Annotated in this window: 11 protein-coding genes and 1 riboswitch; of the genes, 5 read left to right on the top strand and 6 right to left on the bottom strand. The window is 63.6% G+C overall.

The window, feature by feature from the left end; all coding sequences use genetic code 11:
• Window positions 1–40: 40 nt before the first annotated feature.
• A complete protein-coding gene (locus M5B99_RS07995) occupies window positions 41–493 on the bottom strand; it encodes a DUF1249 domain-containing protein (protein WP_248803529.1) in 453 nt (150 codons plus the stop codon).
• Entirely contained in the window at window positions 484–1101 is a 618-nt protein-coding gene (locus M5B99_RS07990; protein WP_248803528.1) for an NUDIX domain-containing protein, read from the bottom strand. The genes M5B99_RS07995 and M5B99_RS07990 overlap by 10 nt, the downstream gene beginning before the upstream one ends.
• Window positions 1102–1309: 208 nt before the next feature.
• On the opposite strand from M5B99_RS07990, the gene M5B99_RS07985 reads away from it, so the two are divergent.
• Window positions 1310–2050 carry an RsiV family protein gene (locus M5B99_RS07985; RefSeq protein WP_248803527.1) on the top strand — a complete coding sequence of 247 codons (741 nt, stop codon included), beginning with the start codon at window positions 1310–1312 and terminating at the stop codon, window positions 2048–2050.
• Here M5B99_RS07985 and cytX read toward each other — a convergent pair.
• Window positions 2019–3308 carry a putative hydroxymethylpyrimidine transporter CytX gene (gene cytX / locus M5B99_RS07980; RefSeq protein ID WP_248803526.1) on the bottom strand — a complete coding sequence of 430 codons (1290 nt, stop codon included), beginning with the start codon at window positions 3306–3308 and terminating at the stop codon, window positions 2019–2021. The two genes, M5B99_RS07985 and cytX, sit on opposite strands and share 32 nt — an antisense overlap.
• Window positions 3309–3503: 195 nt before the next feature.
• Window positions 3504–5393, bottom strand: a complete 1890-nt coding sequence (thiC, locus tag M5B99_RS07975) for a phosphomethylpyrimidine synthase ThiC (RefSeq protein ID WP_248803525.1) — start codon at window positions 5391–5393, stop codon at window positions 3504–3506.
• A 144-nt stretch (window positions 5394–5537) separates the two neighbouring features.
• Window positions 5538–5643: riboswitch (TPP riboswitch) on the bottom strand.
• A gap of 186 nt (window positions 5644–5829) precedes the next feature.
• Here thiC and M5B99_RS07970 point away from each other — a divergent pair.
• The gene (locus M5B99_RS07970; RefSeq protein ID WP_248803524.1) at window positions 5830–7269 is read left to right on the top strand and encodes a TolC family outer membrane protein; all 1440 of its coding nucleotides are present in this window, start codon (window positions 5830–5832) and stop codon (window positions 7267–7269) included.
• A gap of 119 nt (window positions 7270–7388) precedes the next feature.
• On the opposite strand, the gene waaA is transcribed toward M5B99_RS07970, so the two are convergent.
• Together waaA and M5B99_RS07960 are read right to left on the bottom strand one after the other, a co-directional pair.
• Window positions 7389–8666 carry a lipid IV(A) 3-deoxy-D-manno-octulosonic acid transferase gene (gene waaA / locus M5B99_RS07965; RefSeq protein ID WP_248803523.1) on the bottom strand — a complete coding sequence of 426 codons (1278 nt, stop codon included), beginning with the start codon at window positions 8664–8666 and terminating at the stop codon, window positions 7389–7391.
• Between the two features lie 23 nt (window positions 8667–8689).
• Window positions 8690–9574 carry a LysR family transcriptional regulator gene (locus M5B99_RS07960; protein WP_412548711.1) on the bottom strand — a complete coding sequence of 295 codons (885 nt, stop codon included), beginning with the start codon at window positions 9572–9574 and terminating at the stop codon, window positions 8690–8692.
• A 108-nt stretch (window positions 9575–9682) separates the two neighbouring features.
• Between M5B99_RS07960 and M5B99_RS07955 the strand changes: the two genes are divergently transcribed.
• The 3 genes from M5B99_RS07955 to M5B99_RS07945 all read left to right on the top strand — a co-directional run bounded on the left by M5B99_RS07955 (window position 9683) and on the right by M5B99_RS07945 (window position 12177).
• Window positions 9683–10015: a DMT family transporter gene (locus M5B99_RS07955; protein ID WP_248803521.1), complete on the top strand. Its 333-nt coding sequence runs from the start codon at window positions 9683–9685 to the stop codon at window positions 10013–10015.
• A gap of 177 nt (window positions 10016–10192) precedes the next feature.
• On the top strand, window positions 10193–11368 hold the full coding sequence (locus M5B99_RS07950) for an NAD(P)/FAD-dependent oxidoreductase (protein WP_248803520.1): 1176 nt from the start codon (window positions 10193–10195) through the stop codon (window positions 11366–11368).
• On the top strand, window positions 11365–12177 hold the full coding sequence (locus tag M5B99_RS07945) for an aldo/keto reductase (protein ID WP_248803519.1): 813 nt from the start codon (window positions 11365–11367) through the stop codon (window positions 12175–12177). The genes M5B99_RS07950 and M5B99_RS07945 overlap by 4 nt, the downstream gene beginning before the upstream one ends.
• The last annotated feature ends 13 nt before the right edge of the window (window positions 12178–12190 follow it).

Raw genomic sequence — 12190 nt, 5'->3', positions numbered from 1 at the left:
TGGGTGAAACGGACACACTTCACATTTAACCGGATACAACCTAGCGAACCGCCTCGAATTCGTGGCCGCAAGCCAGGCAGTGACTCAACCACTCGCCGAGGAACACATTGAGCTGGGCTTTTTCGTCCGGCTGGTGCATGGCCGAGTTCGGATATGGATAAACACTGCGAAAACGCCGGGCATGCTCGGCACTGATCACCTCGGCCATGCGCGCGTCGTGGTAGACCTGCACCTGCAACTGCGGCACCGGCAACCATGGCAGGCTGTGTTCCTGGCGCACCAGCAAGGTGGTGGTGTAGGGGTTGTCCTGCAACACCTCCAGCGCCAGCACGCCAAGCATCTGTTCGCCCTGGGTCATGGCAATGCGCCGTGCACGCTGCTGCTCGCGCATCTGCGGCAGCAACCGCATCAGGCGCGCATAGTTGGCCTCGCAGGCCGCTTGCAGCCCCGCCAGGTCAACCCGATAACGTTCGCGCAACAGACTTACGACCATAACCCCCTCACTTCAGCGCGATTCAATGCCAGCCACTGCAAGGCAATGATCGACGCCGCGTTGGCAATTCGCCCATCGCGCACGGCTTGCAGGGCGTCTTCGAACGCCCAGACCGTGGCACGGATATCTTCATTTTCTTCTGCCAGCCCGTACAGGCCGCCAGCCCCTTCGGTGTCGCAACGCCCCAGGTACAGATGCACCAATTCGTTGCTGCCCCCCGGCGACGGAAAGTAGCGGGAGATCGGCCACAAGGCCGTCAGGTTCAGGTCAGCTTCCTCCTGTGCCTCGCGGTGGGCAACCTCTTCCGGTTCTTCATCCTTGTCGATCAGACCGGCAACCAGTTCGATCATCCAGGGATTTTCGGCCTTGCCCATGGCGCCGACCCGGAACTGCTCCAGCAGCAGCACTTCATCACGCCGGGCATCGTAGGGCAGGACACACACCGCATCATGCCGGACAAAGACTTCGCGATTGATCGTATTGCCCATGCCGCCGTCAAACAGCTCATGGCGCAGGTGCAGGCGATCGAGTCGGTAGAAGCCCTTGAAGCAGTTCTCCCGCAGGATGACCTCGACCGTGGTCGGGCTGGTCTTGGTGCTGTCCGTCATCATGTTCCCCATTGTGATCGCGGCGAGGCTCTGCCTCGACTTCACGCCATCCTAACGCGCCGAAGTGCCATGATGCAGCCCCTTTCCCCTCGCCGGGATAGACGGGCGCACCTGAAACCTACTCTAATTAGCTTAGTGGCGAACCGAGTACGCCGCTGACAGTCGAAGCCCGATCACTTGACCTTTCTTTCGCTGACGAAGGACACCCATGTCGTTTTTTAAAATCGCCGCGCTGACGCTCATCGCCCTGACCCTGGGCGCCTGCCAGAGCCTGTTCCAGCCTAGCCTGAAGACCCCGCTGAGCGTCAAGAGCGACGCCTCCGAACAGATCAAGCCGGGCTGCAGCGGTCCGGACTGCCCGTTGGTGAACATCGATACCGTGCATTTCCCCGATGAACCGCAACTGGACGCCGCGGTAGAGCAGGCGCTGCTGCAGATGGGCCGCACCTCACCCGACGCGCCACTGCCGGCTTCACTCAAGATCTATCGGGAGCAATTCCTCGCCACCGCCGAAAGCGGCCACGGCAGCTACTTGCAAGCCAACGTACGCGAGCAGCATGACGGCTTGGTGATCGTCGAACTCGCCAGCTACCTGGACGATGGTGTCGAACATGGCATGCCAGGGCGCGGTTTCCTCACCTGGTCGCGCCAGGATCACAAGGCCCTGAGCTTGCAGGACATGCTGCTGCCCGGCCAGGAAGAGACGTTCTGGAAGCTGGCCAAGGTCGCCCATAACAACTGGCAGATCAACAACCGGCTGGACCAGGACTTCATTGCATCCTGGCCCTTCCGGAAAACCCCGAACGTCACCCTGGCCAGCGATGGCGTGATCCTCAAGTACAACGTGACGACCATCGCCCCCTACGCCATGGGCCTGATCGAAATGAACATTCCCTACCAGCGCCTCAACGGCGTGCTCAGGCCCGAGCTGTTTCCCGCCCGACGTTGAATGCACGACCGAGCAACCCTTGCAGCAGCCCTGCCACCACCAGTGACGGCAGGGTTGCGCCCAACTCCGGATGGAAGTTGGCCAGCAGGTGGTAGGTCGACACGCCGCCCAACCAGGCCAGCAGTGCCGGCCAGCGCAACAGCGACGCCGCGCCCGCGGCGCGGCGCCCGCGCAGGATGAAGTGATCCACCAGCACCACGCCGAACAGCGGCGCGAACACCGAACCGATCAGCAGCAGGAAGTTCTGGTATTGCGCCAAGGGCGCGAAGCAGGCGATCAGGGTACAGAGCACACCAATGGCCAGAGCCAGGTGTTCGACCTTCCAACGCAACAGGATGCCACTGGACACCGCCGCCGAGTGGATATCGGCAAAGGCGTTTTCCGATTCGTCGAGCAGGATCAGCAGCAGTGGGATACCCAGCCCGGCACCGGCCAGGGCCAGCAGCAAGGCATTGGTTTCACCGCTGGGAGCGAACGCCAGGGTGTAGGCCACGCCCAGGCTCATCAGCCAGAAGTTGCCGATCAGAAAGCCCAGCGCGGTGCCGCCGAACACACTTTTCGCGCGCTTGCCGAAACGCGAGTAGTCGGCGATCAGCGGCAGCCAGGACAGCGGCATGGCAATGGCGATATCGAAGCCCACGGCAAACGGCATGGAACCATCACCGCCCTGCGCCCACAGCGCCGCCAGGTCGGCCTTGGCGAACAGGTTCCAAGTCAGCCACAGGCAAGCCGCCAGCAGCAGCCAGACCCCCCATTTGCGCAGGATCTTGCGCACAAAGGTCAAGGGACCGCTGACCGCCAGCAAGGTCGCCAAAACGCCGAACACCAGGGTCCAGAGCAACGGGTTGGCCAGCAGGCTACCCGTGCTGAACGCCCGGGCGCCCAACAGGCTGGCCGCATCGCGCATGACGATGATTTCGAACGCGCCCCAACCCACCAGTTGCAGCAGGTTGAGCAGCGCCGGCAGGCTCGCCCCGTACTGGCCGAGGCTGAGCTTCAATGCAGCCATGGAGGCCAGGCCGGTGTCGCTGCCGATCACGCCGACCGCGGCCAGCAACAGGACGCCGACCAGGGTGCCAAGGAGGATCGCCAGCAGCGAGCCGGACAGGCCCAAACCCGGTGCCAGCAGGGCACCGGTTTGCAGGACCATCAGGCCGATGCCGAGGGAGAACCACAGGGAAAACAGATCGCGCGCGCCGAACACACGCCTGTCGGCGGGGACCGCGAGATCGGGGGAGTAGGTGCTGGGAGTGTTCAAGAGGGTTGGCCCAAGGGAAGGAGATAGGTGTTTTTTATCGTGAGAGCATCCTTGCCCGTGCCATTGCTTTCGCGGGCAAGCTCCGCTCCCACAGGATTTGTGTCGCCCCACCATCAGTGATCGGGCGCGGACACCGTGGGAGCAGAGCTTGCCCGCGAAAGGGCCCTTACAGGCACCCGATTACTTCAGATCGCATCAAACCTTCTGATACAACTGGCTACCTTCGCGCTTGAAGCGCTCCGCCTGTTCCGCCATGCCCTGGGCGGCTTCCACATCGACCGCTTCGATCCGCTGGTTGGCCGCGTACTCACGAACTTCCTGGGTGATCTTCATCGAGCAGAACTTCGGCCCGCACATCGAGCAGAAATGCGCGACCTTGGCCGAATCCTTCGGCAGGGTCTCGTCGTGGTAGGAACGCGCGGTGTCCGGGTCCAGGCCCAGGTTGAACTGGTCTTCCCAACGGAACTCGAAGCGTGCCTTGCTCAAGGCGTTGTCACGGATCTGCGCGCCCGGGTGACCCTTGGCAAGGTCGGCGGCATGGGCGGCGATCTTGTAGGTGATGATCCCGGTCTTCACGTCATCCTTGTTCGGCAGGCCCAGGTGTTCCTTGGGCGTGACGTAGCAAAGCATGGCGCAACCGAACCAGCCGATCATCGCCGCGCCGATACCCGAGGTGATGTGGTCGTAGCCCGGCGCGATATCCGTGGTCAGCGGGCCGAGGGTGTAGAACGGCGCTTCGTCGCAGCACTCCAGCTGCTTGTCCATGTTCTCCTTGATCAACTGCATCGGCACATGCCCCGGACCTTCGATCATGCACTGCACGTCGTGTTTCCAGGCGATCTTGGTCAACTCGCCCAAGGTCTCCAGCTCGCCGAACTGCGCCTCATCATTGGCGTCGGCAATCGAACCCGGACGCAGGCCGTCGCCCAGCGAGAAGCTGACGTCGTAGGCCTTCATGATTTCGCAGATTTCGTCGAAGTGGGTGTAGAGGAAGTTTTCCTTGTGATGCGCCAGGCACCACTTGGCCATGATCGAACCGCCACGGGAAACGATCCCGGTGACGCGCTTGGCGGTCATCGGCACGTAGCGCAGCAGCACACCGGCGTGGATGGTGAAATAGTCGACGCCCTGCTCGGCCTGTTCGATCAGGGTGTCGCGGAACAGTTCCCAGGTCAGGTCCTCGGCCACGCCGTTGACCTTCTCCAGCGCCTGGTAGATCGGCACGGTGCCGATCGGTACCGGCGAGTTGCGGATGATCCACTCGCGGGTTTCATGGATGTGCTTGCCGGTGGACAGGTCCATGACCGTGTCCGAGCCCCAGCGGATGCCCCAGGTCAACTTGGCCACCTCTTCCTCGATGGAAGAACCCAGGGCGCTGTTGCCGATATTGCCGTTGATCTTCACCAGGAAGTTACGGCCGATGATCATCGGCTCCAGCTCCACGTGGTTGATGTTGGCCGGGATGATCGCGCGACCGCGGGCGATTTCCTCGCGGACGAATTCGGCGGTGATCTGTTTCGGGATGCTCGCGCCAAAGCTGTGACCCGGGTGCTGCTGCTTGAGCAGGCCGGCGGCACGAGCCTCCTCCAGCTTGAGGTTCTCGCGGATGGCGACGTATTCCATCTCGGCGGTGATGATGCCCTGACGGGCGTAGTGCATCTGGCTGACGTTGGCGCCCGGCTTGGCGCGGCGCGGATTGTTCACATGGGCGAAACGCAGCTTGGTCAGCTCAGGGTCGGCCAGGCGCTGCTGGCCGAAGTTGGAGCTCAAACCGGTCAGGCGTTCGGTGTCGCCACGGCTGTCGATCCAGCTCGAGCGCACATCGCCCAGGCCCTTGCGCACGTCGATGGTCACGTTCGGGTCGGTGTAGGGACCGGAGGTGTCGTAGACCAGCACCGGGGCGTTGATCTCGCCGCCGAAATCGGTGGGGGTCACATCCAGGCTGATTTCGCGCATCGGCACGCGGATATCCGGGCGCGAGCCCTGCACGTAGATTTTCTGCGAACGGGTAAAAGGCTGTACCGATTGCTCGTCGACCTTGGCTGAATCGCTGAGGTTGGCGGCATCTTTTGATTTTGTACTCATCACGGCTCTCCAGACGGTATCCAGGGGATTGTCGGGACGAACCTGAAGGCACGGACGCACCAGGACGGGTGCTGTGCTCGGTCCTCGTAAACGCTGTTCGATTGTCGAACAACATCCCGGACGAAGCACAAGAGGACTCGCCGGGGGACGAGAAATCTTGTTCCCTACGCAGGCGCTAACCTGATCAGGTTCAACGGGATCCGGAATTATCCGATCTCAGCCTCATAGCAAGGCACCCCGACAAGAACCCGCCGAGTGTAGAGAAGACTGCGACATAATGCCATCTCCCCCTTGTTCGTCTGGATAAATGGCAGATATACAGGATTGTTGCCGACCCGCCCCGGCACTACACTCGCAACGTCTTGACGCTGGGCAAGCCGGGCAGTAGCCTCGGCAATCGCATTACCACTGTAATATTTACTCTAGGAATCGTCTCATGCTGCGCAAACTTTCACTGGCCCTGGCCGTGTCTTGTGCGACCAACGGATTGGTCTGGGCAGCTGAAACGCCCCTGACGGCCAAGACCGACCTGGTCAGCGTGTACCAGGAGGCCGTGGGCAACAACGCCGACCTGGCCGCCGCCCGTGCCAACTATGACGCGCAAAAGGAAGTCGTACCCCAGGCCCGGGCCGGGCTGCTGCCGAACCTGTCGGCCGCTGCCAGCACGAACAATGTCCAGACCTCCATCGACCAACCGTCGATGAACCTGAACCGCAGCGCCACGACCTACCAGGCAACCCTGGCCCAACCACTGTTCCGGGCCGACCGCTGGTTCCAGTACCAGGCCGCCAAGGACATCAACGAACAAGCCGCCCTGCAACTCTCGGCGACCGAACAGAACCTGATTCTGCAAAGCGCCGAAAGCTACTTCGCGGTGCTGCGCGCCCAGGACACCCTGGCCTCGACCAGGGCCGAGGAAGCGGCCTTCAAACGCCAGCTCGACCAATCCAACGAGCGCTTCGATGTCGGCCTGTCGGACAAGACCGACGTACTGCAATCCCAGGCCAGCTACGACACCTCGCGGGCCAACCGGATCGTCGCCCAGCGTGCGGTGGCGGACGCCTTCGAAGCGCTGATGACCCTGACCAACCGTCAGTACAACTCGATCCAGGGCATCGTCCACACCTTGCCGGTGCTGGCGCCGACCCCGAATGACGCCAAGGCCTGGGTCGACACCGCGGCCCGACAGAACCTCAACCTGCTGGCGAGCAACTACGCCGTCAGCGCCGCCGAGGAAACCCTCAAGCAGCGCAAGGCCGGCCATGCGCCGACCCTGGATGCGGTGGCCAAGTACGAGGCTGGCGACAATGACGGTTTCGGCCTGGGCAACCCCAATGCGCTGGGTCAGAGTTATGCCGGACCGGTGAAGCAGACCACCATCGGCCTGCAGTTGAGCGTTCCGCTCTACAGCGGCGGCCTGACCAGCTCGCAAGTGCGTGAATCCACTTCGCGCCTGAGCCAGACCGAACAGCAGCGTGAAGCCCTGCGCCGCCAGGTGGTGGAAAACACCCGTAACCTGCATCGCGCGGTGAACACCGATGTGGAACAGGTGCAGGCGCGCAAGCAGTCGATCATCTCCAACCAGAGTGCGCTGGAAGCGACCGAAATCGGTTATCAGGTGGGGACGCGCAATATCGTCGATGTGCTGGATGCCCAGCGTCAGCTGTACACCTCGGTACGCGACTACAACAACACCCGCTACGACTACATTCTCGACAACCTGCGCCTGAAGCAGGCGGCCGGCACCCTGAACCCGGGCGACCTGAGCGACCTGCAGCGCTACCTGAAGGCCGACTACAACCCGGACAAGGACTTCCTGCCGCCAGACCTGGCGAAGGCGGCCGCGGCCAATCTCAAGGGCAATGCGAAGTATTGATGGGTTCTTGAGAACACCCGAAAACCTGTAGGAGCCGGCTTGCTGGCGATGAGGCCCGTGAGCCTTGCAACGCCTGACCGGCCGCTATCGCCAGCAAGCCGGCTCCCGCAGGGATTGCGCTAGCGCGACAGCAAGCGCCCCAGCCCATCCAGCAAGCGCTGCAATGCGCCCTGGTTGGCCTTCATCACCTTCAGCCCCGCCTCACCCATCTTCTGCGCATCACGCGGCAACTCGAACAGGCGCTGCACCGCCACCGCCAGCCCTTCGGCATCCTCCACCTCCTGCAACGCCCCCGCCTCGCGCATCAACGCGGCGATCTCGAGGAAATTGAACAGGTGCGGCCCGCTCAGCACCGGCTTGCACAGCGCCGCCGGCTCCAGCAGGTTATGCCCGCCGTTGGCTACCAGGCTGCCGCCGACGAAAGCGCTATCGGCCAAGGCATAGAGAAACAACAGCTCGCCCATGGTGTCACCGAGCATCACCTCGGTGTGCGCACTGACCGGCTCGCCACTGGAACGCCGCACCGTCGCAAAGCCCTGCTCCTGGCACAAGGCGAACACGCTGTCGAAGCGCTCCGGGTGACGCGGCACCAGGATCAACAGGGCGTTCGGATAGTTGCCCAGCAATTGCCGATGGGCCGCCAGCACCACCGCATCCTCACCTTCATGGGTGCTCGCGGCAATCCACACCGGCCGCTCCTGCGCCTGCCATTGCCCACGCAACTCGGCGGCACGCACCAGCAATTGCGGGTCGATGCTCAAGTCAAACTTGATCGAGCCGGTCACCTCGACGCACTCAGGCCGCGCCCCCAACTGCCGGAAGCGCTCGGCCTCAGCCTCGGTCTGCACGGCGATCAGGCTCATTTCCTCCAGCATCGGCCGGGTCAACCGGGCGAACCGCCCATAGCCCCTGGCCGAACGCGCCGACAACCGCGCATTGGCCAGCGCCACCGGAATCCCGCGCTTGGCGCACTGATGGATATGGTTGGGCCACAGCTCGGTTTCCATGATCACCGCCAGCTTCGGCCGAGCCGCCTCGAGAAAGCGCGCCGCCGCCCACGGCAAGTCGTAAGGCAGGTAGCAATGCTGGATCCGCGGTTCGTCGGCGAACAGCGCCTTGATCCGCTCGGAACCGGTGGGCGTCATGCAGGTGACTGTGATCGGTAACTGCGGATACTTCACCAGCAACGCACGGATCATCGGCGCGGCGGCAATGCTCTCGCCGACCGACACCGCATGCACCCAGATCCCGTCCGGGCGCAGTACCGGCAGGCCACGGGCAAAGCGCTCGCCGACGCGTCGGGCATAAGCCGGCGCCTTGCGCGCCCGCAGCCATAGACGCAACGCCACCAGCGGCAGCCCCAGATGAAACAAAAAGCTGTAGAGAGTTCTATTCATGGCGACGGAGTTTATCGGCTTTTTCAACCGATCGCCTGCAAGTGCTCGGCAAAGCGTTCGGCCAGCCAGCGCGCCGCCGGCCCCAGGGGTTCGTCACGGCGCCAGACCAGCTCCACCACCAGCGCCGGCGGTGTCCATTCGCTGCTCAGCTCGACCATCTGGTTCTGGTACGCCGGGTATTGCACCACATGCCGTGGCAGCCAGGCCCAACCCAGGCCGCGCATCAGCAGTTCGGCCATTACGTAGAAGGAGTCCGCCCGCCAGACCTGCGGGCTGAGCTGTTCGCCCCCGGGATAACCGCTCTGTTGCGGGGCGATCAGCAGTTGCCGATGCCGGGCCAGTTGCTGGCGGTTGACCCGCAGCGAAGCCGCCAGCGGATGATTGACCGCGCACACCGTGACCATTTCGACACTGCCCAGCGCCCGCCGCTCCAGGGTCTGCGGCATCTGGTCGTGGTGGAACAGCAGGCCCAGGTCCGCCCGCCGCTCCACCAGCTTGCGCGCAACATCGCCCTGGGCACCGCTGGCCAGTTGCACCTCGACGCCGGGGTAATGCTCCGACAGCGCCTCCAGGCTGTCGAGCACCGGCTGGTAGGGCATGGCCTCGTCCTGGGCCAGGCGCAAACAGGCTTCCTCGCCACGCATCAGGGCCAGCGCCCGGCCATTGAGACGATCGCACTGGCGCAGCACTTCCCGCGCCTCTTCCAGCAAGGCGGCCCCGGCCTCGGTCAATTTCGGCTGGCGACCGCTGCTACGCTCGAACAGCGTCACCCCCAGATCGGTTTCCAGCAGGGCGATCGCGCTGCTGACCGCCGACTGCGCCTTGCGCTGCTGGCGAGCCACGGCGGAAAACGAACGCTGCTCGGCGACACCGACAAACAGGCGCATCTGCTCCAGGTTCCACTGAATCCCCATGATCAACCCATCTTTTTTGCAGATAGGTAATGACTTTACCCCATCTGATGAATCTCTAGAATGCCGACCTTGTCAGCAGGTCCAAACACGAGAGATTGCCCCATGCACGCTTACTACTACCTGGCCATTGCCATCTGCGCCGAAGTTATCGCCACCGTCTCCATGAAAGCGGTCAAAGGCCTGAGCACGCCGTTGCCGCTGCTGCTGATCATCGTCGGTTATGGCATTGCGTTCTGGATGCTGACCCTGGTGGTGCGCACAGTGCCGGTGGGCGTCGCCTACGCGGTCTGGGCCGGGATGGGCATCGTGATGGTCAGCGTCGCCGCGCTGTTTCTCTACGGGCAGAAGCTGGATATCCCGGCCATGCTCGGCATGGTCCTGATCGTACTCGGGGTGGTGGTGATCCAGCTGTTCTCGAAGACCGCCGGGCACTAGGGCGTCACCAATGCCAACCGCTCAAAAGACCTGAAGCCGAGCGCGGTCCTGTGGCGAGCGGGCTTGCCCGCTCACCACAGGACCGCGCGCGACCTCAACTAGCCGCACGCAGCCCAGACATGCTCTCTTCATGAGCCTGTATACTGCGAGCCTTGTCTTGAACACCGAGGTCGTCGCATGCCATCCGCTCTTTCCACCGATGTCCTGATTGTCGGCGCCGGCGTTGCCGGGCTCTGGCTCAACGCGCGCCTGCGCCGCCAGGGCTTTTCGACGGTACTGGTGGAAAGCGCCAGCCTCGGCGGCGGGCAGAGCGTCAAGTCCCAGGGCATCATCCACGGCGGCGCCAAATACGCCCTGCACGGCGCCCTGAGCGGCGCCTCGGAAGCCATCGCCGATATGCCGCGGCGCTGGCGCGAGGCCCTGGCCGGCAACGGCGAACTCGACCTGTCGGGCGTGCGCCTGCTGTCCGAAGCCCACTATCTCTGGTCCCCCGGCACCCTGGCCGGCAACCTCACCAGTTTCTTCGCCAGCAAGGCTGTGCGCGGCCGGGTCGACCAGGTCAAGGGCGAGCAACTGCCGCCTGCCCTGCAAGACCCGCGCTTCAAGGGCAAGGTCTATCGCCTGGCGGAACTGGTGATCGATGTGCCGAGCCTGATCAACCGCCTGGCCGAACTGGCCGGTGACGGCTTGCTCGCCGGCCACACTATCGAACCGCTGCTGGACAACGAGCAACTGGTCGGCCTGCGGGTCGATGGCCGGGATATCCATGCCCAGCGCATCGTCCTCAGCGCCGGAGCCGGCAATGCTGCGTTGCTCAAAACCCTCGGCCTGAGCCAGCCGGCCATGCAGACCCGTCCCTTGCACATGGTGCTGGTCAAGGGCCCGAGCCTGAAACCGCTGTACGCCCATTGCCTGGGCGGCGGACCCAAGCCGCGCATTACCGTGACCACCCATCCGACGGCTGATGGCCAATGGGTCTGGTACCTCGGCGGCGACATCGCCGAGGCCGAAGGTGTCGCCCGCGAGCCCGCCGCGCAGATCGCCACCGCCCAGAAGGAGCTGGGCAACCTGCTGCCCTGGGTCGACCTGAGCCAGGCGCAATGGGCCACCTTGCGGGTCGAGCGCGCCGAACCGCTGCAATCGGGCCTGAGCCGTCCGGACAATGCCTTCCTCGCCGAACAGGATCGCCTGCTGGTGGGCTGGCCGACCAAGCTGGCCCTGGCGCCGGATTTCGCCGACCGCGTGATCAAGAGCCTGGAACGCGACGGGATCCGCCCTGGCCCGGCAGCCGGCCTGCCCGAGTTGCCGAAGCCGGCCATCGCACAAACCCCCTGGGAGCAACTGCTGCCATGAGCCTGCCGACCCTGCACGACCTGCATCGAACACTCGGCAGCACCGGCTTGCGGGTGTCGCCCCTGGGCCTGGGCACCGTCAAGCTCGGTCGCGACCAGGGTGTCAAATACCCCAACGGTTTCCAGATTCCCGACGATCAGCAAGCCAGCCAGTTACTGCATCTGACCCGTGACCTGGGCATCAACCTGATCGACACCGCGCCAGCCTATGGCCGCAGCGAAGAACGTCTCGGCCCGCTGCTGCGCGGACAGCGCCAGGAGTGGGTGATCGTCAGCAAGGTTGGCGAAGAGTTCGAAGCCGGCCAATCGAGCCATGACTTCAGTGCTGCGCATACCCGTTTCTCCGTGGAGCGCAGCTTGCAACGCCTGGAAACCGACTTTATCGACCTGGTACTGGTACATTCCGACGGCGACGACCTGGCGATCCTCGAACACAGCGATGTCTACCAGACCCTCGCGGCCTTGAAGGACGAAGGCAAGATCCGTGCTTTCGGTTTTTCCGGCAAGACCGTCGAAGGTGGCCTGAAGGCTCTGGAGCAAGGTGATTGTGCGATGATCACCTACAATCTGAACGAACAGGACGAGAAACCGGTCATTGACTATGCTGCAGCCCACGGCAAGGCGATCCTGGTGAAAAAGGCCCTGGCCAGCGGCCACGTGTGCCTGGCTCCAGGTGTCGACCCGGTGCGGGCCAGCTTTGAACTGCTATTTGCACAGCCCGGCGTTGCCAGTGCTATTGTCGGCACCATCAACCCGCTGCACCTGACCCACAATGTGGCGACGGTGGCCCGGGTCATTCGCCAAAACTGATGCCGCCCAGGCG

Source organism: Pseudomonas sp. MWU13-2100 (assembly GCF_023242365.1).
In the GTDB taxonomy this organism is placed as follows: domain Bacteria; phylum Pseudomonadota; class Gammaproteobacteria; order Pseudomonadales; family Pseudomonadaceae; genus Aquipseudomonas.
The sequence above is the reverse complement of the archived record's forward strand: the minus strand, read 5'-3'. Positions and strand labels throughout refer to the sequence as shown.